Annotated in this window: 23 protein-coding genes, 1 tRNA gene and 1 rRNA gene; 19 read left to right on the forward strand and 6 right to left on the reverse strand. The window is 39.7% G+C overall.

Annotation, left to right across the window (positions count from 1 at the left end; all coding sequences use genetic code 11):
- Nucleotides 1-178 precede the first annotated feature (178 nt).
- The 4 genes from rrf (at nucleotide 179) to BM161_RS02720 (ending at nucleotide 2702) form a co-directional block, all read left to right on the forward strand.
- Nucleotides 179-290 (forward strand): 5S ribosomal RNA (rrf, locus tag BM161_RS02705).
- Nucleotides 291-409: 119 nt separating this feature from the next.
- Nucleotides 410-1162 (forward strand): lysophospholipid acyltransferase family protein, encoded by a 753-nt coding sequence (locus BM161_RS02710; RefSeq protein WP_074930286.1) that lies wholly within the window; start codon nucleotides 410-412, stop codon nucleotides 1160-1162.
- A 31-nt stretch (nucleotides 1163-1193) separates the two neighbouring features.
- The gene (locus tag BM161_RS02715) at nucleotides 1194-2051 is read left to right on the forward strand and encodes a diacylglycerol/lipid kinase family protein (RefSeq protein ID WP_074930288.1); all 858 of its coding nucleotides are present in this window, start codon (nucleotides 1194-1196) and stop codon (nucleotides 2049-2051) included.
- A 15-nt stretch (nucleotides 2052-2066) separates the two neighbouring features.
- Nucleotides 2067-2702 carry an HAD family hydrolase gene (locus BM161_RS02720; protein ID WP_074930290.1) on the forward strand — a complete coding sequence of 212 codons (636 nt, stop codon included), beginning with the start codon at nucleotides 2067-2069 and terminating at the stop codon, nucleotides 2700-2702.
- Here the strand turns inward: BM161_RS02720 and BM161_RS02725 are convergent.
- Nucleotides 2659-3912, reverse strand: a complete 1254-nt coding sequence (locus tag BM161_RS02725; RefSeq protein ID WP_074930292.1) for a cation:proton antiporter — start codon at nucleotides 3910-3912, stop codon at nucleotides 2659-2661. The genes BM161_RS02720 and BM161_RS02725 overlap by 44 nt on opposite strands.
- A gap of 111 nt (nucleotides 3913-4023) precedes the next feature.
- Between BM161_RS02725 and BM161_RS02730 the strand changes: the two genes are divergently transcribed.
- Complete coding sequence (locus BM161_RS02730; RefSeq protein WP_074930293.1) at nucleotides 4024-5115, forward strand: hypothetical protein; 1092 nt, start codon at nucleotides 4024-4026, stop codon at nucleotides 5113-5115.
- 4 nt (nucleotides 5116-5119) lie between these two features.
- On the opposite strand, the gene BM161_RS02735 is transcribed toward BM161_RS02730, so the two are convergent.
- Nucleotides 5120-5725 (reverse strand): HAD family hydrolase, encoded by a 606-nt coding sequence (locus BM161_RS02735; protein ID WP_074930295.1) that lies wholly within the window; start codon nucleotides 5723-5725, stop codon nucleotides 5120-5122.
- A 54-nt stretch (nucleotides 5726-5779) separates the two neighbouring features.
- On the opposite strand from BM161_RS02735, the gene BM161_RS02740 reads away from it, so the two are divergent.
- Entirely contained in the window at nucleotides 5780-7042 is a 1263-nt protein-coding gene (locus BM161_RS02740) for a class I SAM-dependent rRNA methyltransferase (protein WP_342351352.1), read from the forward strand.
- The gene (gene miaA / locus BM161_RS02745; protein WP_074930299.1) at nucleotides 7032-7985 is read left to right on the forward strand and encodes a tRNA (adenosine(37)-N6)-dimethylallyltransferase MiaA; all 954 of its coding nucleotides are present in this window, start codon (nucleotides 7032-7034) and stop codon (nucleotides 7983-7985) included. Before BM161_RS02740 ends, miaA begins: the two co-directional genes overlap by 11 nt.
- Nucleotides 7986-8072: 87 nt before the next feature.
- Here miaA and BM161_RS02750 read toward each other — a convergent pair whose 3' ends face one another.
- Complete coding sequence (locus BM161_RS02750; protein ID WP_074930301.1) at nucleotides 8073-8291, reverse strand: hypothetical protein; 219 nt, start codon at nucleotides 8289-8291, stop codon at nucleotides 8073-8075.
- An 87-nt stretch (nucleotides 8292-8378) separates the two neighbouring features.
- On the opposite strand from BM161_RS02750, the gene BM161_RS02755 reads away from it, so the two are divergent.
- Entirely contained in the window at nucleotides 8379-9107 is a 729-nt protein-coding gene (locus BM161_RS02755; RefSeq protein WP_074930302.1) for a TatD family hydrolase, read from the forward strand.
- Nucleotides 9108-9143: 36 nt separating this feature from the next.
- Complete coding sequence (gene lepB, locus BM161_RS02760) at nucleotides 9144-10892, forward strand: signal peptidase I (protein ID WP_074930304.1); 1749 nt, start codon at nucleotides 9144-9146, stop codon at nucleotides 10890-10892.
- A gap of 35 nt (nucleotides 10893-10927) precedes the next feature.
- Here the strand turns inward: lepB and secA are convergent, their stop codons facing one another.
- The gene (gene secA, locus BM161_RS02765) at nucleotides 10928-13750 is read right to left on the reverse strand and encodes a preprotein translocase subunit SecA (RefSeq protein WP_074930306.1); all 2823 of its coding nucleotides are present in this window, start codon (nucleotides 13748-13750) and stop codon (nucleotides 10928-10930) included.
- Nucleotides 13751-13852: 102 nt separating this feature from the next.
- Between secA and BM161_RS02770 the strand changes: the two genes are divergently transcribed.
- Genes BM161_RS02770 through BM161_RS02790 form a run of 5 tightly spaced genes read left to right on the forward strand, consistent with a single transcriptional unit; the run spans nucleotide 13853 to nucleotide 17517 of the window.
- Nucleotides 13853-15070, forward strand: coding sequence for an LIC_12708 family protein (locus BM161_RS02770; protein WP_074930307.1), 1218 nt, complete (start codon nucleotides 13853-13855; stop codon nucleotides 15068-15070).
- 3 nt (nucleotides 15071-15073) lie between these two features.
- Nucleotides 15074-15625: a hypothetical protein gene (locus tag BM161_RS02775; protein ID WP_074930308.1), complete on the forward strand. Its 552-nt coding sequence runs from the start codon at nucleotides 15074-15076 to the stop codon at nucleotides 15623-15625.
- A gap of 3 nt (nucleotides 15626-15628) precedes the next feature.
- On the forward strand, nucleotides 15629-16048 hold the full coding sequence (locus BM161_RS02780) for a (deoxy)nucleoside triphosphate pyrophosphohydrolase (RefSeq protein ID WP_074930310.1): 420 nt from the start codon (nucleotides 15629-15631) through the stop codon (nucleotides 16046-16048).
- Nucleotides 16038-16403 carry a hypothetical protein gene (locus BM161_RS02785; RefSeq protein ID WP_074930311.1) on the forward strand — a complete coding sequence of 122 codons (366 nt, stop codon included), beginning with the start codon at nucleotides 16038-16040 and terminating at the stop codon, nucleotides 16401-16403. The genes BM161_RS02780 and BM161_RS02785 overlap by 11 nt, the downstream gene beginning before the upstream one ends.
- Nucleotides 16396-17517 carry an N-acetylneuraminate synthase family protein gene (locus BM161_RS02790; RefSeq protein WP_074930313.1) on the forward strand — a complete coding sequence of 374 codons (1122 nt, stop codon included), beginning with the start codon at nucleotides 16396-16398 and terminating at the stop codon, nucleotides 17515-17517. The genes BM161_RS02785 and BM161_RS02790 overlap by 8 nt, the downstream gene beginning before the upstream one ends.
- On the opposite strand, the gene BM161_RS02795 is transcribed toward BM161_RS02790, so the two are convergent.
- Together BM161_RS02795 and hisS are read right to left on the reverse strand one after the other, a co-directional pair.
- A complete protein-coding gene (locus BM161_RS02795; RefSeq protein ID WP_074930315.1) occupies nucleotides 17507-18298 on the reverse strand; it encodes a type III pantothenate kinase in 792 nt (263 codons plus the stop codon). The genes BM161_RS02790 and BM161_RS02795 overlap by 11 nt on opposite strands.
- Complete coding sequence (gene hisS / locus BM161_RS02800) at nucleotides 18295-19542, reverse strand: histidine--tRNA ligase (protein ID WP_074930317.1); 1248 nt, start codon at nucleotides 19540-19542, stop codon at nucleotides 18295-18297. Before hisS ends, BM161_RS02795 begins: the two co-directional genes overlap by 4 nt.
- A 200-nt stretch (nucleotides 19543-19742) precedes the next feature.
- On the opposite strand from hisS, the gene BM161_RS02805 reads away from it, so the two are divergent.
- The 5 genes from BM161_RS02805 (at nucleotide 19743) to BM161_RS02825 (ending at nucleotide 24946) form a co-directional block, all read left to right on the forward strand.
- Complete coding sequence (locus BM161_RS02805) at nucleotides 19743-20204, forward strand: LSm family protein (RefSeq protein ID WP_074930319.1); 462 nt, start codon at nucleotides 19743-19745, stop codon at nucleotides 20202-20204.
- A 47-nt stretch (nucleotides 20205-20251) separates the two neighbouring features.
- Nucleotides 20252-21739, forward strand: coding sequence for a transcription termination factor NusA (gene nusA / locus BM161_RS02810; protein ID WP_074930321.1), 1488 nt, complete (start codon nucleotides 20252-20254; stop codon nucleotides 21737-21739).
- 18 nt (nucleotides 21740-21757) lie between these two features.
- The gene (infB, locus tag BM161_RS02815) at nucleotides 21758-24391 is read left to right on the forward strand and encodes a translation initiation factor IF-2 (RefSeq protein WP_074930323.1); all 2634 of its coding nucleotides are present in this window, start codon (nucleotides 21758-21760) and stop codon (nucleotides 24389-24391) included.
- Nucleotides 24391-24783 carry a 30S ribosome-binding factor RbfA gene (gene rbfA, locus BM161_RS02820; protein WP_074930326.1) on the forward strand — a complete coding sequence of 131 codons (393 nt, stop codon included), beginning with the start codon at nucleotides 24391-24393 and terminating at the stop codon, nucleotides 24781-24783. The genes infB and rbfA overlap by 1 nt, the downstream gene beginning before the upstream one ends.
- Nucleotides 24784-24872: 89 nt before the next feature.
- Nucleotides 24873-24946, forward strand: a tRNA-Val gene (locus BM161_RS02825).
- Nucleotides 24947-25040 lie beyond the last annotated feature (94 nt).

The raw sequence follows: 25040 nt of genomic DNA on the forward strand, positions 1-25040 counted from the left end.
AGGTGTAAGCGCCGCGAGACGTTCAGCCGAGCATTACTAATAAGTCGTGAGACTTGGCCATATCATCGTTTCCGTTCCCCGCTCGTCATTGCGAGCGAAGCGAAGCAATCTAAATAATCCGTCCTGTGTGCTCTGAGTAATCAGACCAACACTCTTCGTAACTTGCATTGTTAATAATGCCGGTGGCCATAGTGGAGAGGTAATACCCGTTCCCATTCCGAACACGGAAGTCAAGCTCTCTTACGTCGATGATACTGGATTCGTTCCGGGAAAGTAGATAGCTGCCGGCTTTTTTATTTAACGTACTAATGGGTCAGGAAAGCTGTGCTTTCCAAGCTGCCGGCTTTTTTTATTTAACTCGCCAAATTTTAATCGCAAAAATATAAATACTCTGTTATAATTAATAAATATGATTAATCCAATTTTTCTGACTTTGATTATTCTGGGATGTATTATTGGTATCTGGATTTCCTGGCAATTAGTGTTATGGCTTTTCTGGATTTGTGTAAATCTTACAATTAATAAGAAAAAAGAATATACAACCACTTCTAAATTTTATAACTGGGCTTTTGTTTTGTGGTACAGATATATGATGATTGCCGGTCGTCTTAAAGTTCATGTAACCGGTTATGAAAAAGTTCCATTCGACAAAAGATTCTTACTTGTTTCAAATCACTGTTCAAAATTTGATAACTTTGTTCAATGCCAGGTTTTAAGAAAAACTCAAATTGCATTTATCTCTAAGCCTGAAAATTTCAAAATCCCAATTGGCGGCCGTTTTATGAGACGAGGACTTTATCTTGCAATGCCAAAGAATAATCCTCGTGAAGAAGTTAAAACAGTCATGAAGGCTATTGAATATATTAAAGATGATAAGGTTTCTATTGGAATCTTCCCTGAAGGAACAAGAAGTAAAGACGGAAACATGTTGGATTTTAAGCCTGGTGCATTCAAGATTGCAGAAAAAGCAGCTTGTCCTCTTATTATCTGTTCTATGAAAGGTACATTTGATATTCATAAGAACTGGCCTTGGAAGAGATCTCATGTCTATATGGATATTCTTGAGGTAATAGATCCATCAATATGGAAAGAAAAAAAAACAGTTGAAGTATCTGATTATGCACATAGTCTCATACTCAACAATCTTAATAAATATAATTAAAAACGGTTCAATTTAGGAGGCAATAACCGCTATGATTTACTTATTTATAAACAAATCTTCTAATAATGGTAAAGCAGCTCAGGCTCAGAGTGAACTTGAAAAACTTTTTAATAATGAACAGTTGAATGTAATTGATGTTACTTCTGTACAGAACGCAGCAGAAAAGTGCAGTAATCTCAATGCTGAGGATAAAATTATTATTGCTGGTGGAGACGGAACTTTAAGCCGCTTTGTAAATGATATTTATGAACTTCACTTGAAGAATGAGATTTATTTATATACCTGCGGAACAGGAAATGATTTTCTTAATGATGTAAAAGAGAAGTGTGAGATTAAGAACGGACTTATTCCATTAAATCAGTTTATCGAATCTCTTCCAGTTGTAACTGTAAATGACAAAAAGCATTATTTTATTAATGGAATTGGATACGGAATTGACGGCTACTGCTGTGAAGAAGGAGATAAACTTCGTGCAGTTTCAGACAAGCCTGTAAACTACGCAGAAATTGCAATTAAAGGTATGCTTGGAAAGTTTAAGCCTTGCGGAGGAACTGTAACTGTTGATGGAGTTACAACCCGTTATAAAAAGATCTGGCTTGCTCCAACTATGATAGGCCGTTATTTTGGCGGTGGAATGAAAATCACTCCTGATCAGGACAGACTTAATAAAGAGCACGTAGTTTCAAATTGTGTTTTCCATGACTCTGGAATGCTTAAAACTCTGATTGTATTTCCTTCAATCTTCAAAGGTGAACATGTTTCTCATAAGGATATAATTGAAATCAAGACAGGTCATGAAGTTACCGTTGAATTTGATAAGCCTTGCGCACTTCAGATTGATGGAGAAACCTATTCCAATATTACCAGATATTCTGTAAGCTATAAGTAAATACAGAAGGTAAAAATGAAAATTGATTCTATAATTCTCGATGTGGATGGTACCATCTGGAATACAACTGGTATTGTTGCTTCAGCATGGAATAAAGTAATTGATGAAAACTTTCCACAGGTTTCTCATGTAACGGCAGATATTCTAAAAGGACAGTTTGGAAAAACTATGGATGTAATTGCAGATAATCTTTTTGGAGTTTTATCTACAGAAGAAAAGAAACTGCTTATGGAAAAGTGCTGTATTGAAGAACAGAAAGCTCTTCTTTCAAATACAGAAAATATCACTTATAAAGGTGTTATTAAAACTTTGCAGAAGCTTTCTAAAAGAGTTCCGCTTTTTATTGTAAGCAATTGTCAGAAAGGATATATCGAACTTGTAATTGAAAAGAATGGAATAACAGATTTGATTAAGGATTTTGAATGCTTTGGAAATAATGGAAATTCAAAGGATGAAAATATCCGTCTAATTGTAAAAAGAAATGGGCTGGAAAATCCGGTTTATGTAGGAGATACTCAGGGAGATTATGAAGCCTGCATAAAAGCGGGAGTTCCATTTGTCTGGGCAGCTTATGGATTTGGCTGCCCGAATGATGACAAATATTTTGCTAAGCTTGAGGAGTTTGCTCAGCTGGAGGAACTTCTCCCTTAAACGAAGCTTTAAGCAAAACAGGAACTACCATTGAAGAAACAATAATCAGCAGGATCACAGAGGTAAAATATTTTGAATCTACGAGTCCTGCTGAAAGTCCTTTGGTTGCAACGATAAGTGCAACTTCTCCACGAACCATCATTCCTTCTCCAATCTGAAGGCATTCCTTCCAGTTATAACCAAGAAGCTTTGCAATTCCACCACATCCGATAATCTTGGAAATACATCCAACAATTACAAAGGCAATAGAGAACCACAAAAGATTTAGGTTCATTCCAGAAAGATCTGTTTTAAGACCAATGCCTGCAAAGAAGATAGGGCTGAAAATCATATAGGCATTAATATCAATTTTTGATTCCATGTAAGAAGCATCACTCAAGCTGCAGAATACGATACCTGCAATATATGCACCAGTGATATCTGCAATGCCAAAGAAGTGCTCTGCACAGAAAGCAAAAATCAATGCAATTCCAAGAGCATAAATCGGAATACGGCGTGAACGAGGATGGCGTTTATCATACCAGCGGAAAAGTCTGTATACAATAAAGCCTGCAATAATAGCACATGCAAAGAAGGCAAGGGTTTTAAGAATGATTCCAAGGTATCCGCCTTTTCCAGAGCTTACACCAAGAACAATAGTCAAAACGATAATACCAATTACATCATCAATAATTGCTGCACTTACAATAGTCTGACCAACATCAGTTTTGATTTTGCCAAGTTCTTTGAGAACTGCAACAGTAATACTTACAGAAGTGGCTGTGAGAATTGTTCCAATAAATACACATTTAAAGAAACTTTGAGAACCCCATCCATCAGAACCAAAGAAGAACATTGCCATAATTGTTCCCATGATGAGTGGAACAAATACTCCGCAGATAGCAACAAGGGTTGCTTTAAAACCAGACTTAACGAGAGATTTAAGGTTAGTTCCAAGCCCCGCAGAGAACATAATGAGAATAACGCCAATTTCTGACATATATGAGATAAACTGGTTTGTTTCATTGTAAATTACATTTGGATCTGTTTTACCGTAATTCTGAAAGAAAGGAATAAAGCGAAGTAAAAGACCAGCAACAATCATACCTGCAACCTGAGGAATACCAATCTTCTTTGCAAGTACACCAAAATACTTTGCAACGATTACAATAATACCTACAGAAAGAAGTACGTGGAGAACAATTTCTGTGTTCGGAAGAGATGCATTCATATAAAATACCTCTATAAATAGAAGGAAATATGTAAAAAATTGAATTATTATATATTTAGAACTGAATTTATGCAATATAAGTGTTATAATACTCAGATAAATGGAGTTTATATGATATTTAAGAAATTTAAGTTTTTTGCAGTTTTATGTGCTTTATGTATTATTTTTTTGATGGCTTCTTGTGCTACAAGTGTGAATGTAAAACTAACCAGACCTGCTCAGTTAGACTTAAATGGTGCGCGCACTGTTGCAGTTCTTCCTTTTAAGCCTTATTCCTATTACCGTGAATATGATGTAAATATTGGCAGACAGATTATTATAAATACCTTCTATCAGATTTTTGATATTCGTGATCCTGATGAGCAGCTTGCCCTTGATAGTCTTAGAACTCAGATTGAACGTGGATTAATGGATTCTCCATATATCAAACTTGTCAGTTCAGATTCTGTTGAACGTGCTTTAAGAAAAGGAACTCTGAATCCTGCAGATGTTTATCTTACTGGAGGAGTTTCATATTTTGATGTAGATGACAGACGCATAGAAGAGAGAAAATTGATTAAAGCAGCAAATGGAAATCAGAAGGCTGAGTATGCAATTGTTGCTTACTGGAAAAGAGAAGTATCTTTTGTTTTCAGATATCAGATAGTAGACAGCTCAACTGATACAATTATTGCTACAGGAGACTATCGCTGTAATACAACTTCTTCCTCTTATGAATCAAGAAAAGCCCTGCCTAGCGCTTATTCTCTGCTTGATTCTGATATCAGAAAAGCTGCAAGAAAGATTCTTCAGGAACTTCAGCCATATACTGTAACTAAAACAATTAAACTTCTTGAGCCAAAGACAAAAGATAAAGCTCTTAAAGAACGTATGAAGATTGTAGATGAAATGGCTGAAAACTCTCAGATTGAAAAGGCTTCTGCAGAGTTTTCAAAAATCTACGAGGAAACTGGTCTTCTGGAAGCTGGATATAATGCTGCAATTCTTCAGGAAGCTCTTGGTAATCTTTCAAAGGCTGAGCAGATGATGACAGCTCTTTATAATGAGTATCCTGATAACAGAGTAGCAAAAGGTCTTTCTGATATTCAGTATGAAATTAAAATGGCAAATAAACTGAAAAAGCAGATAGATGCTACTGAAGCTTCTGGTGATCTTGATGATTTTGATGAGGATTCGGAAGATTTAGGAGATCTAGATTTTTAACTTTTTAGAAGTATTGCTGCCACTTTGCAGTAAGTTCGGCTGCACTGGTAAATAATTCTGCGTGAATGCCGAGACTTGCTGCAGCTGCTACGTTATCCGCCCTATCATCCGTAAAGAAAGCATCTTCCGGGGCGGTCTGCTCTGCTTCAAGAATCAGTTCAAAAAAGTGCGGGTCGGGTTTTGCACAGCCTATCTTGTTAGATGCGTAAGTCTGATTAAAAAAGGCGTAATCTCCGCGCTCCATATGATTTTCCCAGTGACTGTCTATAGTATTTGTACCGCATACAACTCGGTGCTTTTTTTTGAGCTGCTGAATGAGCGAAACTGTTTCCAGATTTTTTGATGGATGGAAATACAAGCGGAAGAGGTCATTTTCTACAACGGGAACCTTACTGTATTTTTCGTCTTTAGCAGCAGCAATGCGATCATTGAATTGAGTCCAGAACTGCTGTGGATTAATTTTGCCGGTTTGAAAAAGATTCCAGATATCTTTTTGCCCTGAAGCGCAAATCTTATAAAAATCTTCAGTTGTAATATTTAATTTATTGTAAAGCTGGGTAAGCAGAAATGTGTTTGTAACAACACCACCCATATCAAAAATAAAAAGCATATTCCGATTATGGTGTAATTGTGATGAATAATCAAGTTTGATATAATGGCGGCTATGAGTATGAATAATTTTCCGAGAGTTTTTCTGAACAGTAAAGAAGAAAAGGAAATCCAGCAGGGATTCCCATGGGCATTTGATAATGAGATTTCCCATGTAAAACACAGAGCCGACGAAAAATCTGAATGGAAGAATGAAGGCCTTAAAGAGTGCACTGTAGAAGATGGTGCCACAGTTGAAGTTTACACAAAGGCCGGCGGCTTTCTTGGAACCGGTATCATCAACAAAAAATCAAAGATTACCGTAAGACTTATTGGCAGCGAGCATGCAGATGTTATCATGGCTGATACTGCAGCTTATTATGAAAAGAAGATTCTGGACGCTTACAATATGCGCCGCATGTTCTACAGCGACAGCGATTCTTATCGTCTTGTTTTTGGCGAAGCAGATTTTATTCCGGGCCTCATCTGTGAACGTTTCTGCGATGAAAAGGGACGTGTAATTATTGTTGCACAGTTCCTTTCCCTTTCATGTGAAGTTTTCCGTAACGATATTGTTGCAGCTCTTAAAAAGGTTTGTAAACCAGATGCAATTTACGAGAGAAGTGATGCCAGCGTTCGCGATAAGGAAGGACTTCCTCAGACTGCCGGCTGGATTTATGGCTCAGGCGATACAACTTTTACAATTGTAGAAAACGGAATTAAACTTGGTGTTGATATTGCAAACGGCCAGAAGACCGGTTACTTCCTTGATCAGAAGTTCAACCGAACTGCCGCAGCCGCTTTCTGTAAGGGAAAGACAGTTCTCGACACCTTTACACATACAGGTGCATTCGGTCTCAACGCATTTAAGAACGGAGCGCGCGAAGTTACTTCTGTAGATATTTCTCCAGAAGCAGTTGATATGGTTAATCATAATATTGAACTCAACGGGGCTGGTAAAGTTATGAAGGCTGTTTGTGCTGATGTTTTTGATCTGCTTAAACAGTACGAAACTGACGGTCGTAAGTTTGATGTAATCATTCTTGACCCTCCGGCTTTCACAAAGTCTGCAAAGATGATTGAAAAAGCGTACGGTGGCTACAAAGAAATCAACCTGAGAGCGCTCAGACTTTTGAATGAGGGCGGTATTCTTGTTACCTGTTCCTGCTCTCATTTTATGGAAACAAATATGTTCTGCGATATGCTTATGCACGCCGCAATGGACAGCCACAAGCGCCTTCAGATTCTTGAAAAGCGAGGGGCTGGTCCAGACCATCCGGTGCTCTTAGGCTATCCAAAATCCGAATACCTTAAGTGTGTGGTGTGCCGTGTCCTCTAGTAAGCCTTATAACTGCGTAATAATCCTGGGGCCAACCGCTGTCGGTAAAACTGCAATCGGTGTTGCCGTAGCCCGTGCCTTTAATGGTGAAATCATTTCTGCTGACTCAAGACAAACTTACCGCCACCTCGACATTGGTTCCGGTAAGGATCTTGCCGATTATGCAGAAAGTGAAGCTGGTCCTGCAGTTCCATATCATCTTATTGATATAACTGAACTGCCTGCTGAATATAACGTATATAACTACCAGCAGGATTTTTACAAAGCGTTTAAGGATATTACGGGGCGGGGGAAGCTTCCGGTGATTGTCGGCGGAACCGGTATGTATCTGGATGCGATTGTCCGCGACTATCAGCTTGTGATTCTGCCGGAAAATAAAAAGCTTCACGAAGAGCTTGAAGCAACTCCACTTGAAGTTCTTGCAGCCCGCCTTATGGAGCTACAGCCAGACCTTCACACAAAAGGCGACCTTCTTGAAAAAGACCGCGTAATAAAGGCCCTGGAAATTATTGAAGCAAAAAAGAGTGGTGTAGATTCAACTTCTGTTCAGCGCCCGGAAATTAATCCTCTTATAATTGGAACAACATTGCCGCGACCTCAGATGTGGGAAAACATCAGCATTCGTTTGAAGGAGCGTCTTGAAGGTGGAATGCTCGATGAAGTTCAGTCAATTCACGACAGCGGCATTACCTGGGAGAGACTCGAAAAACTTGGCCTTGAGTACCGCTTCTGTTCTGAATTCCTTCAGGGAAAAATCGAAACAAAAGAAAAATTATATGAAGGTCTTTTTATTGCCATCCGTCAGTTTGCAAAACGTCAGGAAACCTGGTTCCGCATGATGGAGAAGAAAGGTGTTGAAATCCAGTGGCTGGAGCCTGGTAGTAAGGAAGATAGAATTAAAGAAGCTTGTGAAATTATTCACAACCATCCCGAACTTGTTTAAGCATGCATTAGGATTGTTAAACAAAAACTGCCGGGGACCCAATCCGGCAGCTTATTAACAAGAGGACTACTTATTTAATTCAATATTTTATGCGTTTACTGCCATCTTAACAGTTTCAGTAATTTCTGTAAGATAACCTGTGCGAAGACAGCTGTCAAAGAGTTCCTTTGAAATATAGTCAGTTTTTACGTCTTCGTAACCATCCATATCGCGAACGATTTTTACAACGAAACCATCTTCCATTTCGCGAAGGATTGTCATGTAATCTGTGTTTTTACCAATGCTTTTGAGTGTGTATTTTTTCATTTTCTTTTTACTCCCATATATAAAAAATGATTTAAAGTGTCACGCAAAACTGTCTCATTACTCTTATTTTCGGTTATAATAAAAATAATGTTAGAAAAATTTTCAAAAAAAGATAAAAAAAATCTCTTTGATGCACATTTTCATTATGCAGTCTGTAAGGAAAATGGAATTGATTTACCAGATTTCCAAGATGGCATAACCTGGAGTGGAATCTCCTGTGCTCATTCAAAAGCTGAATTCGAGATACAAAGTAAGGCACCTCAAAATGTAATTCAGTCATATGGAATGCATCCTCAGAATGCTGCAAATGAAAACATTAAAGAGAGTTCAGATTTTCTTGAAAATCTTTTGGAAGGTAAAAAAATCAGTTTTATAGGAGAAGCGGGTTTTGATTATTTTACTTCTGAATTCCGCGAAGCCGAAAACCAACAGGAAGAAATCTGGAATATACAGTTAGACCTGGCCTTAAAATATAATATTCCGCTGGTAGTTCACTGCCGTAAAGCCAATCATAAACTTTTTGAATATTCCAAAAAATTAAGCCAGCTGCCAGAAGTATTATTTCATTCCTTTATGGGGCCGCCCGTAGAAGCCCAGTCTCTTCTTAATCACGGAATTAACGCCTATTTCAGTTTTGGAAAACAGGTGTTTAATGGAAATAAAAAAGTTATTGCGTGTGTAAAAGAATTGCCGTTTGAAAGAATCCTCTCAGAAACAGATGCTCCGTTCCAGTTTCTGAAAGGTGAGGAATATACGGATTTGAATGATATAACAATTATTTTAGATGAAATATTGAGATGTCGGGAGATATTATAACTTTATTTTAATCATTAAATACATTATATTTAGAGTATGAACAACAAAAAAGAACTTTCACCTGAATTTAAAAAATTACGTATTTTTTTACTTATAGAAATCGCCGCAGCCGCAGTAGTAACACTCTTAAATCTCAGTTTTCACGCAGATATTTCACTTCTTGCATTTCCTCTTGCACTTATCTACATGGCATTCATCTGCTGGTTTGTTGTAAAAAAGATTGTTATTGATACAGATGGAACACATGTATTCGCAGCAATTAAACTTATTGAATATCTTCCATATTTTCTTTTTATTACTTTCATTATAAGAAGAGCAGGCGAGCATGGAACTCCGTTTGTTGTAGATTTGTTTGCAGTACTCTGCTGGTTTATTGTTTTTGTATTTTCGTTTATTAATTCAAAACCATTGTACCCTGCAAAAAATACAGCAAATACAACAAGCAAAATTATACAGGGCTGGAAAGTTGCACCCGTTGCAAAACAGTATAAAGGCGGAACTAAGGTTATCTTTGAAGTAATAGACTGGATAGATGCTTTCTTCTGGGCAATTTTTACTGTGCTCATTTTCCAGATTTTCCTTATGCAACTTTATGAGATTCCTTCTGAATCTATGGTTCCAACCTTCCTTGTAAAAGATAAGGTTTTTGTTTCTAAAATTGACTGTGGGCCAAAGTTCCCTCTTACAGATGTTGGTCTTCCAGATTTCAGAAAATATAAAAGGGGAGATACTATTGTTTTAAGAAACCCTCATTACAGCATGGACAGAAAATCAGAAGTAAAAACTGTTTCTTCACAGCTTATCTATATGCTCTCTCTTATGCAGATTAATCTGAATAAAGATGCAGACGGAGAGCTTAAGGCTGATCCGCTTGTAAAAAGAATTACAGGTCTTCCTGGTGAACAGCTTGTAATGCAGGATGGAACCTTATACAGACGAACTAAGGAAAGTGATGTTTTTGAACCTGTTGCACTTGATAATAAATATGCTGCATGGAATCTTAATGCGGTTAGTTCAAAAATCAAACCTTATATTCTGCAGTTTCCGTTTAATTCAGAAGAATATCAGAAAATGCTTGATCTTGAAGAAGAAAGACGCAATTACGATCTTTCTTCTGCAGAGTTTCAGGCTTATGAAATTGTAAGACAGCTGAAAAAGTTTGCAGCTTTGAATAAGGATGCCGGAAGTTTTACAACACCTCAGATGTCTGAATACAGCCTTTTTTCTAATTTCGCAAACATTACAAAAGGCCTTCTGATTCAGGAAGGCGGTTTGGAGTGGTTTGAAAAGTTTATGACTTCATGGATTCCTTCAAAAAATGAAGTACGTGATTTTTATGCAGAAGCAAATTACCGTTTGAACGTAATGACAAAAATTACCTTTGGTAAGCTTGTAGTAGAATATGCAAAGATTTATGCTGCAAATACAGAGACAAGTCTTTTTGATAATTCAGCAATCGAAGAATTGTATGAGCACGCAGGGCATTTAGACTGGTATATTCAGGGCTTACTTGATGAACGAAATATGCCGGTTTTCCCTGCTAATGACGCAAACGGAAATCCTAAATATATTCCTGAAAACTGTTATTTTATGATGGGAGATAACCGTTTTAATTCTCTTGATTTAAGACATTCTTCTTCACAAAAAGAAACAGCCCTTACTAAATCAGATCCTTTGTCTGTAACTTATTATTCCTTTATGGCACCTCAGTACATCAATAAGAAGTACATTATTGGTAAGCCTGTATTGAGATTCTGGCCGCTTAATAGATTCGGAAAGGTATAAAAAAAGATGGTCTTTAAAGACCATCTTTTTCAGGATTATCTACCACAGCACTGTTTGTATTTCTTACCGCTTCCACAAGGACATGGATCGTTTCTTCCAACCTTTGGCATTGTGCGGCGTACAGTAACATTGTCGCCCTGAGAGCGCTGGTTCATTGCACTGCCTACAGCCTGGCGGCGAGCCTGATCACCGTTGAATGAGCTGTGTGCGCTGCGTTCTGCAGTATTCTGAGCCATCTGTGCGGCTGTGTTTCCTGCATCACTGTGCTGAGCGTTCATACCCTGCTGCTGCGCTTCCATCATGCGGCGGCGCTGTTCAGCGGCCTCTGGAGAAAGCTGTACTCGAACACGGAATACACGTGACATAACTGAGTTACGGATTGTATCCAGCATTTCATCAAAGATATTAAAGCCGTCAATCTTATATTCTGTAAGAGGGTTCTTTGAACCGTAAGAACGGAGAGCAACTGCTTCGCGGAGTCCTTCAAGAGTTTCCAGCTGATCAAGCCATTTTTTATCAATCATTGTAATGTACTGATAGCGGATAAACATATTGAAGTTTTCTCTACCTGCAAGAGTTTCTTTTTCAGTAATATCGTTCTGAAGGGCAGCAATAACTGCTTCACGAGTATAACCGTCTGAAGGAAGCTGAATTGCAAATGTGTTGCGGATTTTTTCCTGCAGTTCAAGAAGCGGTGCATTTGAGTTCTTGTTGTGCTTTGCTTCGTATTCGTAATTATCAAAGAGATTTTCAACTTCTTCTTTAGCGTTGTTCATTACGCGCTCTGAAAGCTTGTCATCTCCAAGAATAGCATCTCGCTGACTGTAAATTACAGTTCTCTGTTCGTTGAGAACATCATCATAATCAAGCAAATGCTTACGGATTTCAAAGTTGCGGTCTTCTACCTTCTGCTGAGCCTTTTCAATACCTTTGTTGAGCCATGGGTGATCAATTGGTTCTCCAGGCTGCATACCGATACGGCTCATCATAGCCTTCATGCGTTCACCACCAAAGAGGCGCATAAGGTCATCATCCATAGAGATGTAGAACTTAGAACGTCCAGGATCACCCTGACGTCCAGAACGTCCGCGGAGCTGGTTATCAATACGGCGTGATTCATGACGCTCTGTACCAATTACATAAAGACCACCGAGAGCCTTTACTTCTTCGTAATCTTTTTTCCAGTTTTCTTTTTCAATAGCAAGTGCTGCCTTGTACTGTTCTTCAGTAGCATTTGTGCCGGCTCTTTTCTGAGCGCGGAATTCCGGGTTACCGCCAAGCTTAATATCAGTACCACGACCAGCCATGTTTGTAGCGATTGTAACTGCACCCTTAGCACCGGCTTCTGCAATAATCATAGCTTCGCGTGCATGGTTCTTTGCGTTCAATACTTCATGGCGGATTCCTTTACGTGTAAGAAGGGCAGAAAGGTGTTCTGATTTTTCTACGGAAACTGTACCAACGAGAACAGGCTGTCCTTTTTCATGTGCAGCCTTAATCTCATTTGCAATTGCTTCCCATTTATCTGCTTCGTTAAGGTAAACTTCATCATTTTCATCTTTACGGGCAACAGGAAGGTTAGTAGGAATAGCTACTACATCGAGTCCGTAAATCTTGTTGAATTCAACTGCTTCTGTAGCGGCTGTACCAGTCATACCAGAAAGCTTGTCGTACATACGGAAGAAGTTCTGGAAGGTAACTGTAGCCATTGTGCGGTTGCGCTGAGCAATGCGGATGTGTTCCTTTGCTTCAATAGCCTGGTGAAGTCCGTCTGAATAGCGGCGGCCTTCAAGTACACGACCTGTAAACTCATCAATGATTTCAACTTTTCCGTCACGAACAAGGTAATCAACATCATTATGGAAAAGAAGGTGAGCACGCAGTGCCTGTGTAAAGTAGTGTGTGTATTCAAAGTTCTCTTCATCTTCAAGAGAACCTGTAATCAGATTATGCTTGTGGAGAATGTCGTTGATGTGGAGCATACCCTTGTCTGTGAAAGAAACACGCTTAGACTTTTCATCAATTGTGTAGTCTCCTTCAATTGCGGCACGCTCTTCAGGAGTCATAAAGCTTTCATCTGGATATTCACCAGTTTTAGGATCCTTTTCAACTTCCTTAAGTTCACCAACATATTTATCAACTTCATGATATTTGTAAGTATCATCTTCGCCAGCACCAGAAATAATAAGAGGTGTACGGGCCTCATCAATCAAAATAGAGTCAATTTCGTCGACGATACAGTAATTAAAGCCGCGCTGAACCTTATCTTTAAGGTCTACCTTCATGTTATCGCGGAGGTAGTCAAAACCAAACTCGTTGTTTGTACCGTAAGTTACATCGCAGGCATAGGCTGCTTTACGGGCATCATTATCCATGCTTGAAAGGATTGAACCTACAGTAAGACCAAGGTAAGAGAAAATAGGGCGGCGGGAATTAGCATCGCGTTCTGCAAGGTAATCGTTTACTGTTACAACGTGAACGCCTTTTCCTGTAAGTGCATTAAGATAAGCTGGGGCAACGGCAACAAGAGTTTTACCTTCACCAGTCTTCATTTCAGTGATTTTTCCCTGATGAAGATTGATAGAACCCATAATCTGAACATCAAAAGGACGTTCTCCAATTACACGCCATGAAGCTTCACGACAAAGCGCAAATGCTTCTGGAAGAATATCATCGAGAGTTTCGCCAGCGGCAAGACGCTCCTTGAATTTTTTAGTCTGTTCCGGGAATTCTTCTGGTTTTAAGGATTTTGCCCATTCTTCTTTTGCATTAACAGCAGCCAGAATTGGCATAAGGGCTTTTACATCACGGTCATTCTGTGTACCGAAAATCGCGGTAAGAACTTTATCAATAAACATAGTTTTTCCTTAATTTTATTTTTGATATTCTATTATATCTTATATTATTTAAATTTACTATATTATGTTGCATTAGGGCAAGGAAAAAAGTAATATAATAGTATGAGAAAAATCCTTTTACTTGCAACTACGTTTATCTCTATTGCTTTGATTACTTCCTGCTCAAAGAATGAGTCTGTGCAGTCTATTAGTGAAACTGAATTGTTTTCGCTTCCTTATGGCAATTTTGAAGAACAATTGAGCGTAACAGACCTTAATGATGTTGGCGGAGTTCGTTTTGGAATTGCAATGCAGGATGGATTTTTCTATATCGTAAACGGTGAATCAAAAAAAATCCTTGAACTTAATTCTTACGGCGACCTGCTGACCCTTTTTTATAATGAAGATTCAGAAACAGCCCGTCTTCTGGAAAACTCAAACCGTCCGGACAAAAGTATTCATCATGAAATCTCATATCCTTTTGATTATCCTGGTATGGTAGCCGCAGATTCAAATAAAAATATCTATACCGTTTGTTCAATTCCATGGGACAGACAGGAAAAAAGTGATGACGGTACAACACTTTATAGTCATACCGTTCTTCGTTTTGCGCGCGACGGATCTTCTGTAGATTATATCGGTCAGCAGGGACCTGGCGGAACTCCATTTCCTTATATCAAAAACATTTATACAACAGCAAAAGATGAACTTGTAGTAGTTGCCTCATCTTCAGAAGGTATGCTTGTGTACTGGTTTGCCAGCGACGGCTTTTTAAAGTATATGATTCCGGTTACTACAAGAGATGCTCCTTCTGGAACAGACAAGGAAGATTATTCAGATTATTTCCTTACAATACAGAATGTTATTCCAGATCCGGTTACCTATAAGCTTTATGTTCAGATAGATTATTATACAACCTATGTTGATGAAGATTCTAAAGTACAGTCTGGTATAAACTATGTTCAGACTTTGCTTTATCCGCTGAATATTGAAAACGGAACTTATGAAGATCCTGTTTCTGTTCCGCCTTACGAAGAATCTGTAGTTTCTGATTACAGTAAGCTTACATATCGTATTCCATATGATTTTCTTGGAGTTACAAAAAGCGGCTGGAAATTCTTTATTGTAAAAACAGAAGACGGCTTTAATATTGAAATGATTCAGAGTGAAAGCCAGAGAATTCTCAGACGTCATTTTAATGCATCTCACTCAAATATTGTTTATGATACAATGAGCCTTTCACAGGATGGTATTCTTACAGCCCTTTATCTTGAAAAAGAAAAAGCCCGGGTTGTTTGGTATAGAACAGATAATCTGATTGATGCAATCTTGAAAAACTAATCTATGTTTGAAGATAAAGAAGAATTTGTAGCAGATAATGAAACTGATAAATCTCTTGTTTTCCGCTATAACCGTGAAGAACGCATAGCAAAAGCTCCTCAGATTGTACAGGATTATTATAACGGTAAACTTCGCCCGGTTCGTGGAATAAAAATTTTCTTTACAAAACAAAACCGCTACATCTTCTTTGCCCTGATTTTCTTTATTGGAGCTACATGGATTTATACAGGCTTAAACAGAACAAGAGCCGGGACTACGCTTGAAGGAATAAACTTTGAAGTAACAGCATTTTCCTATGAAGAAGAAGTGTATGTTTCTTTGCAGATGAAACGCAGTAAAAAAGCAAAATCAAAAGCTCCGGTTTCTGTAAAAGCAGATTTTTTTGCAATTGACCCGAATAATCAGATTGGAGATAAAAGAAATGGTCAGCTTGTTTATGAAGATGGAGAGCAGTATATTCGTACAAAATTTACTGATTATGATATAATAAGAGTAGACGTTATCTTAAACGCAGATGGCTCTGAAAAAGAGCTTTCTGCTATGGTAAAGAGGTAGGAGATGAGTCGTTCGATTGCCTGTATTGATTACAGAAAGGGAAAAATATTTATTGCAAAGCGTCAGATGGTTGGTGATATGGGGGGCCGCTGGGAATTTCCTGGTGGAAAAATAGAAGAAGGGGAAGATCTTCAGACTGCCGTTGTCCGCGAAATGCAGGAAGAATTCGGAGTTACAGTTACTGTAGGCCGTAAAATCACTTCCGGCTCCTTTACTCATAAAGGAAAGCCTTGTACCCTTGATGTTCTTGAAGTAAGTTTTCCTCATGATGGAATTGAAAAAAAGTTTGAATTGACTGAACATACTGATTATAAATGGGCTGATATCGATGAGATTCCTCAGTTGAATTTTGTAGATTCAGATCTTTCAATTTATAATGATGTAAAAAAATGGTGTTTAAAAGAGTACAAAAATGAAAAATAAATTAATCCTTGCAGTTTTAGTTTTAATCCTTTCATTCCTATTTGTTTCCTGTGAGAAAAAAGGAACAGAAACAATTGTTTTTGATAAAACTCATCCGCTTGCGCTTGCTCCAGATGTTGAGTGGGCAGTTGTAATTGAACCGTATGCGGTTTTCAAGGAAAGTGATGAATGGGGTGCTGCTACTACAGGCCACTGCCGTAAGGGAGAGATTCTTCAGGTAAAAGGAAAGTCTGTAGATGCTGCCAGAGAAACCTGGTATTTCTTTGAAGGCGGCTGGCTTCCACAGAACTGTGTTTCAATTTTCAGTAACCGATATAAGGCTCAGACAGTTTCGAATAATTTGACAAATGAATAAAACGAATATAAACATTATAGCAGAAATAGGAACTTCTCATGAAGGTTCAATAGAAAAAGCCCGTGCTCTTGTTGATGCTGCAGCAGATTCAGGTGCAGATACTGTAAAATTCCAGTGGGTTTACGCAGATGAAATTCTTCATCCGGATACAGGCTATGTAAAACTTCCTACAGGTAATATCCGTCTTTATGACCGCTTTAAGCAGCTTGAATGTCCACCATCTTTTTATAAAGAAATGGTTGATTATGTACATTCAAAAGGTTGTAAGTTCTGCTGTTCACCCTTTGGTTTGAAAAGCCTTTCGGAACTCCTTGAACTTAATCCAGATTATGTAAAGATTGCTTCTCCCGAATTAAATCATTTTCCTATGCTTAAGGTACTGGCAGAATACAGAGCACGTGTTGGCGCGGAAAAGGTTCCTGTAATTCTTTCGAGCGGAGTTAGTAAGCTTGAAGATATTAAAAATGCAATTGATATTGTGGGAACAGATAATGTTTCTCTTCTTCACTGTATAACAAGTTATCCCGCTCCAGAGAGCGAATATAATCTGAAAGTAATTACAACTTTGTCTGAGCAGTTTGGAATTGAATGCGGGGTAAGCGATCACAGCCTTGATCCTGTTTTAGTTCCATGTCTTTCTGTTGCCTGTGGAGCTACTGTAATAGAAAAGCATATTACCCTAAGCCGTAAAACAATGGGACTTGATGATCCTGTAGCTCTTGAACCTGAACAGTTTGCTCTTATGGTTCATACAGTACACCAGACTGAAGCAAGTTTACGCCACTATGGCAAAGAACTTGGTTACGAAAGAATCTTACAGCAGCTGGGTGAACAGTTTGGTAATGAAAAAGTTCAGAGTGTTCTTGGGGATGGAATAAAAAAACTTGCTCCTGCCGAAGAAGCTAATTACGGCAGAACAAACCGAAGCCTTCACTTTATGCATGATATGAAAGAAGGGGATGTTATTGGCGCGGAAGATGTTGCAGTTTTACGTACAGAAAAAGTATTAACTCCAGGCCTCACTCCAGACTGGCTGGATAAGGTAGTGGGTAAAAAACTGCTTAGAGATATAACTTCAGGCGCAGGTGTTCAGAAAGAGGATTTTATCCAATAAGATCTGCAATGCGTTTCATTGCGCAGAGTGTAAAATCTTTATCAACACAATCAAAGGCATCTGTAATAGGAGAAAGCATGCTGTTTAAGCCTCCTGTTGCAATTACCTTTATGTCTTCAAGTTTACAGCCTGTTTCTTTTACTAAATCTTCCTTCATTTGTTTGATAAGTCCTTCAACAAGGCCTTTGTAACCAAGTACAATTCCGCTTTGTACAGAAACTACAGTGTTCTTTCCAAGACTTGTTGGAGGAATGTCCAGAGGAATAGCAGGAATTTGTGCTGTATTAGAAAAAAGAGAATTAAATGCTGTGCGGATACCAGGTGCAATTGCAACACCAGCAATATTTGCGTTTGCGTCAATTGCGGTAAAGGAGAGTGCAGTTCCAAAATCAGTAATAATACAAGGACACTTATAGCGGCACCATGCTTCAAGGGCATCACAGTAAAGGTCTGTACCAATTTCATGAATTGCAGTTTCAGGAACTTTTACCGGAAGCTTAGTGTAGATTTCTGGACCAATGATTACCGGCTTTTTTCCTGAAAAATGCTGTGAAACAATTACAAAAGGTCCGATAAGCGCCGGCACCACTGTGCTCAAAACTACAGTCTGGATTTTTGAAAAATCAATTTCGACATCGCGGAAAAGAGGGCGGAGAAGAGAAAAATATTCATCTCCTGTACGCTTTAAATCAGTTGAAATGCGCCAGGTATAGAGAAGTTTGTCACCTTCAAAAACCGCAGTTTTTATGTTTGTGTTTCCGATGTCAAAAATTAGTGTCATTTTACGGCAACCTCGCCATCTTTAAATGTAGCGAACTTAGTGTAGCCTTGTTTTTCCAGCATATCATACTGAGGACCTGGCTTTTTTGCTTTTTTGAGAATTGTTACTGCATAGTCAGCGCGGAGTTTTTCTGCTGTAGAAATAACCTTTGCAAACTCAATTGAATCATCATAAAGAAGTGCGCACTTTTCTTTTGCACCTGGAATCTGATATTTCTGATCAAGAAGAATGCTACAGATACGTTCGAAGCCGATTGAGAATCCAACAGCTGGAACCTGCTGACCAATAAACTTACCAATCAGGTTATCATAGCGTCCGCCGCCACCAACTGCACCGCTAAAGTCTGGACTGCCGATTTCAAAAACAACGCCGGTGTAATAGCCCTGGCCTCGAACGAGGCTTGGAGTATAATTGATTTTATATTTTCCGCCTGAAACTTTTTCTGCTGTAGAAATAATGTATTTAAGATCATTTGCAATAGAAGGATCTGCACAGCGGGCTGCAACATCATCAACAGAAATTGAAGAACCACTTGTCGTAGAAATAAATTCAACGAGAGCTTTTATTGCTCCGTCTGGCATCTGCTTTTCGCGGAGTTCTGCTTCAACACCTTCAGCTCCAATCTTATCCATCTTATCAAAAGTAATACAAACTGAATCGAGTGTTTCTGGAGCAAAGCCCATATTCTCGAGCATATTGCGGAGAATACGGCGGTCATTAATATTGATTACAAAATTATTGAATCCGATGTTCAGAAGGGCGCGGGCGGTAACGTCAATCAGTTCAACTTCAGCGTTACATGAGCTATCCCCAAGAATATCAATATCGCACTGAACAAACTCGCGGCTACGGCCTTTCTGAGGACGCTCGGCGCGGTAAACGCGGTCTGTCTGGATTACCTTAAAAGGAAACTGAAGCTCGTTGCGGTTAGCTGCAAAAAAGCGGGTTAGAGGAAGGGTAAGGTCGTAGCGAAGTCCCATATCAGAAAGAGATTTTTCATCAACAGGAGAAGCGGCCAGGGCTGCATCAAGTTTGTCACCTCGCTTGAGTACCTTAAAAATCAGGTTGAGGTTGTCGCCACCATCAGATTTATCAAGATTCTCCGCATCTTCGAGCATAGGGGTAGAAATACGTTCAAAGCCACTGGCGCGGTAAGTCTCTAAAATCTTTCCCTGTACATAATCGCGCAGCTTCTGTTCTGCCGGTAAAATATCTTTCATGCCTTTAAGTGCGTTTGTTTTCATATAATTCCTCTTTGAAGTAGTATAATAGTGAAAAACGACGTTTAAGACAATTAGTGTCATTCTTTAATTGACAAAACATCTTATTTCTTCTATATTGTAATAGTCAGTTTAATATAATTATTAAAAAGACTCGTGAGACCCACGGGTCTTTTTTGTTGCCAGAAAATGGTTCTCATGAGCCATGAATTAATTAAGGATTTATGGAATACACATCTTATAAAAGCATTAAGTATTATGATGAGTGTGCAGCTCTTGTAGAGGGAATGGGATTCAAACTTGTAGAACTTAAAATCGTTCCTTCAAAGACAACCACAAAAATTTCTGCAATGATTTCTTCTGTTGATCCGGAAGTAAATATTGGAGTAGTTGATTGTGCAAAGGTTCACCGTGTTCTTCTTACTCGTCTTGAGGCCCTGCTCGGAACAGAAGACACAATGATGGAACTTACAAGCCCTGGAATTGAGCACAATATTAAAAATGCAGCAGAGTTTGCTGTTTTTACAGGCCGTTCAGTTCGTGTCTGGGATAAGACTTTAACTGACTGGGTTGGCGGAAAGATAATTTCTGCTGATGATAAACAGGTTACTTTGGAAGCAGAAGATGGAAATTCTTTCTCTGTTTCTTATGAAAATATTGCGAAAGCAAAATTCAATTATAACTAAGCATTTTATTTAGCAGGCTGCACGGCGGTTCTGCGAGGAGTTTAACGATGTCAGAAATGGCAGAAGCAATCCGAGCGTTGATTTCGGAAAAAGGTTATTCAGAGGATTCTGTAAAACAGACAATTGAAAAGGCTCTGAAGGCTGCTTATAAACGCACATATGGTGACGATGAGAATGCAATTGTAAAATTCAATGATGATATGTCGGACGTTTCAATCTACTCACGTAAGGTAGTTGTAGACGGTGTTTATGATCCTGTAAAGGAAATTGAACTTGAAGATGCAAGAAAGCTTGCAGGTGATGAAGTAGAAGAGGGTGACGAGATTGATATTCTTGAAGACCCAAAAACTTTTGATCGTTCGGCTGTAACTGTTGGAAAGCAGACTGCTCACCAGGGATTGAATGAAACATATAAGACATCACTGATGAATGAATATAAAGACAAGATTGGTGAAATGATTATCGGATATCACCAGCGTGAACGCAATGGAAACATCTTTGTTGACCTTGGAAATGCAGGCCGCATCGAAGGTTTCCTTCCTACAAAGTTCCAGTCTAAGCTTGAGATTTACGAAAAGGGAGACAGAATTAAGGCTCTCATCGTAGACGTAAAGCCAACAAACACTGGTATTCAGCTTGTTCTTTCAAGAAGCGATACAAAGCTTGTTAGCTCAATTCTTGAAAAAGAAGTTCCAGAAATTGCAGACGGTACCGTAGAAATCAACAGAATCGTTCGTGATGCTGGTTACAGAACAAAGATTGCTGTTTCTTCTGCACGTGAAGAAGTAGATCCTGTAGGAGCTTGTGTTGGTCTTCGTGGTGTTCGTATTCAGAATGTTATCCGCGAGCTTATGAACGAAAAAATCGATGTTCTTAAGTGGGATGCAGATCCAGCAGTATTTATCAAAAACGCACTTTCACCAGCACAGGTTGAACGCGTAATCATTACAGATGCTGATAAAAAACAGGCACTTGCAATTGTAGAAGATTCACAGTTCTCACTTGCAATCGGCCGTCAGGGACAGAATGTTCGCCTTGCAAACAGACTTTGTGACTGGAACATTGACGTTAAGACAATTGAACAGGCTGAAGAACTTGATCTTTCTTCATTCAATACTGTTCAGAATGCACGTAACCTCTTCAATGATGAAGTTGAAGAGATTTCTAAGATTTCAGAACTCCCTGGAGTTGATACTGAGGTTGCAGAACTTCTTAAGGCTGCTGGAATTGAAGAGTTCCAGGACTTCGTAGAAGCTTATGATAACGGAACAATTAATGTTGAAGGAGTTTCTAAAGAAGCACTTGATAAGATTAACGAATTGATTAATGAAAATGTAGAGTTCGTTGATGAGGATGAAGCAGATACAGAAGCTGCTGGTGCTGAAGAAGAAGCTGCTCCTGCAGAAAAGGCAGAAGAGCCTGCTGCAGAAGAGGAAGAAGAAGAGTATTTCTGCCCAGAATGTGGTGCAAAGATTACTCTTGATATGACTCACTGCCCTAAGTGTGGGGTTGAATTTGAGTTTGAAGAGGAATAAGGAAGGTAAAAGATAATAATGGCTGAAGAAAACGAAAAAAAGCCCGGATTTGTAGTGCATAAAAAACAGCAGGATTCTGCTCCTGCCGCAGCTCCTGAAAAGAAAAAGGTAGTTGTTGTAAAGAAGAAGGCACCTGCAGCTCCACAAACAAATACTCAACCTCAGGGACAGTCTGGTCAGGCTAATTCTAATGCCCAGAAGCATGTCGTTGTAAAGAAGGCAGAACCAGCTGCTGCTGTTCAGCACAAGAGCGAACCAAAGCCTGCTGGTGCTAAGCCAGAAGGCGCAAAGACCCGTACATTTGAACTTAATTCAGCACGTCCAAATGTAAAGGCAGGAAATCTTTCTGACAGACCTCGTCAGGGTGGCTTTAACCGTGATAGAAATGGAAACGGTCAGGGCGGCTTCAACCGTGGTCAGGGTGGCCAGGGCGGTTACAATAGAGATAGAAATGGTCAGGGAGGTGGATTCAGCGGCTCACAGGCTCGCCAGAATTACCAGAACCGCGACCGAGATAATAATGGCCAGGGCGGACGTCCAGGCTTCAACCGTGGCGGACAAGGTGGCCAGGGCGGCTTCAACCGCGGTGGTCAGGGAGGCCAGGGTGGCTTTAACCGTGGCGGCCAGGGCGGACAGGGAGGCTTTAGACCTCGTACAGGCGGAATGGGCGGAGCAGCTCCCGTACCTCCTGTTGACCAGTCTCGCCAGCCAGCTAAGAAAGCATTTAAAGGCAAAAAACAGATATATAACCGCAAGGACGAAGAGCAGTACGATGATAATCTCTTTGGACAGAAGAAGAAGGTTGAAACTCCAGCTTCTGTAGTACCAAAGTCAATCGATATCATGGAAACTATTTCGGTTTCTGATCTTGCTCGTAAGATGAACCTTAAGGCAAGCGAAGTAATCGGAAAGCTTATGGGCATGGGTATGATGGTTACAATTACCCAGTCTATCGATTCTGATACTGCAACTCTTCTTGCTGCTGAATATGGTTGTGAGGTTCACCTCGTAAGCCTTTATGATGAAACTGTAATTGAAAGCGAAAAGGATGATGGTGTAGAACTTCTTCCACGCCCTCCAATCGTAACTGTAATGGGACACGTAGACCACGGTAAGACAAAGACTTTGGATGCTATCCGCCATTCACACGTTGCAGAAGGAGAAGCCGGTGGTATTACACAGTCTATCGGTGCTTACTCAGTTTCAACTCCTAAGGGAAAAATTACATTCCTTGATACACCAGGTCACGAAGCATTTACTATGATGCGTGCACGTGGTGCTCAGGTAACAGATATCGTAGTTCTTGTAGTAGCTGCTGATGATGGTGTAATGCCTCAGACAATGGAAGCTATTGCTCACGCTAAGGACGCTAAGGTTCCTATCATCGTTGCTGTAAACAAGGTTGATAAACCAGAAGCTAACCCAGACCGTGTTAAGACTCAGCTTTCTGAGCAGGGCCTTACTCCAGAAGAATGGGGTGGAGATACTCAGTATGTACACATCTCTGCTCTTAAGAAAGAAGGTATTGATGATCTTCTCGATGCAATTCTTCTTCAGGCAGAAATGCTTGAGCTTAAGGCTAACTATGAATGCCGTGCAGAAGGTAAGATTCTTGAGTCTCGCGTAGACCAGGGTCGCGGTGTTGTATCAACTGTAGTTGTACAGCGCGGTACTCTCAAGCAGGGGGATCCTTTTGTTGCCGGTATTTACTCTGGACGCGTTCGTGCTATGTTTGATGACAGAGGACGCCGCATTACAGAAGCAGGTCCTTCAACTCCTGTTGAAGTTCTTGGTATGGAAGAAATGCCAAACGCTGGTGATCCATTCCAGGTAACAGAAAGCGAAAAGGATGCACGTGCTATTTCAAGCAAGCGTCAGGAACTCAAGAGATTCGAAGCTGCTAAGGCTGTTAAGAAGACAACTCTTGATACTCTCTTCAGTGATATTAAAGACAGCGAAGTTAAAGAGCTTAAGGTTATCATTAAGGCAGACCTTCAGGGATCTGCAGAAGCCCTCAAAGCTTCTCTTGAAAAGCTTTCAACTCGCGAAATCCGTCTTTCAGTTATTCACTCAAGTGCGGGTGCTATCAACGAATCAGACGTTACACTTGCTGCAGCTGACTCAAATGCAATTATCATTGGTTTCAATGTACGTCCTACACCAAAAGCAAAAACTCTTGCAGAACAGGAACAGGTTGAAATCAGAAAATACAATATCATCTATAAGTGTGTTGAAGAGATTCAGCAGGCTATGGAAGGTATGCTCCAGCCGGACACAAAAGAAGAAGTTATCGGTCAGGTGGAAGTACGCAATACATTCAAGGTACCAAAGGTTGGCGTAATTGCCGGTTGTTCTGTATCAGAAGGTATTGTACGCCGCACTTCAAGTGTAAACCTTGTTCGTGACGGTATCGTAATCTTCACTGGAAAGATTTCTTCCCTCAAGCGCTTTAAGGATGATGCCAAGGAAGTTTCTACAGGTTACGAATGTGGTATCGGCTTAGAGAACTGGCAGGATATCCAGGTTGGTGATAAGCTTGAAGTATTCGAAATTGTTGAAGTTGCAAAGAAACTTGGTAAGACAATTGCCGAAGAAGAAGCAGAGGCTGCTAAGCGCAATGTAACTGCTGGTGGTTCAGAAGGAGCTCAATAATGGGACAGTATCGTATTCAGAGACTGAATGACCAGCTCCGCGACGAGATTTCCCAATTGATTCTGCGTGGAGAAGTAAAAGATCCGCGCGTTTCAACCTTTTTGAGCATCAACCGCGTGGAAGTTACCAGCGATTTAAGTTATGCAAAGGTTTACGTTTCTTCCTTCCTTCCAGATAATCAGGTAAGCAAGGGAGTAGACGGACTGAATGCAGCCGCAGGTTTCCTTCAGCGCGAAATTGCAAAGAAGCTTAGAATTCGTCAGTTCCCAAAACTTCAGTTCCATGTTGATGCAGGTATGAAAGCCGGCTTTGATATGGTACAGAAGCTCAACGAACTGGAAAAGGAATCAAAGGCTGCTGAAGCTCAGTCTACTGAAAAGGACTCTGAATAAGAGTAATAATATAGTAAAAAGTGTCAGTATTAAGAGCATCTATATTGACACTTTTTACTAAAAATGATATAAATAAAACATAATTTGACGGGCAGTTAGCTCAGCTGGTACGAGCGTCTGGTTTACACCCAGAATGTCGGGAGTTCGATCCTCTCACTGCCCATTGAGGAAGACTTGGTTTTTAGCCAAGTCTTTTTTTTGTTTAACGATCTTTGTCTTTTGTCGGATCTCATTTCTCCCGACATTCTGTCAGACGT

This window comes from Treponema bryantii, assembly GCF_900113965.1.
GTDB classification, from domain to species: domain Bacteria; phylum Spirochaetota; class Spirochaetia; order Treponematales; family Treponemataceae; genus Treponema_D; species Treponema_D bryantii_A.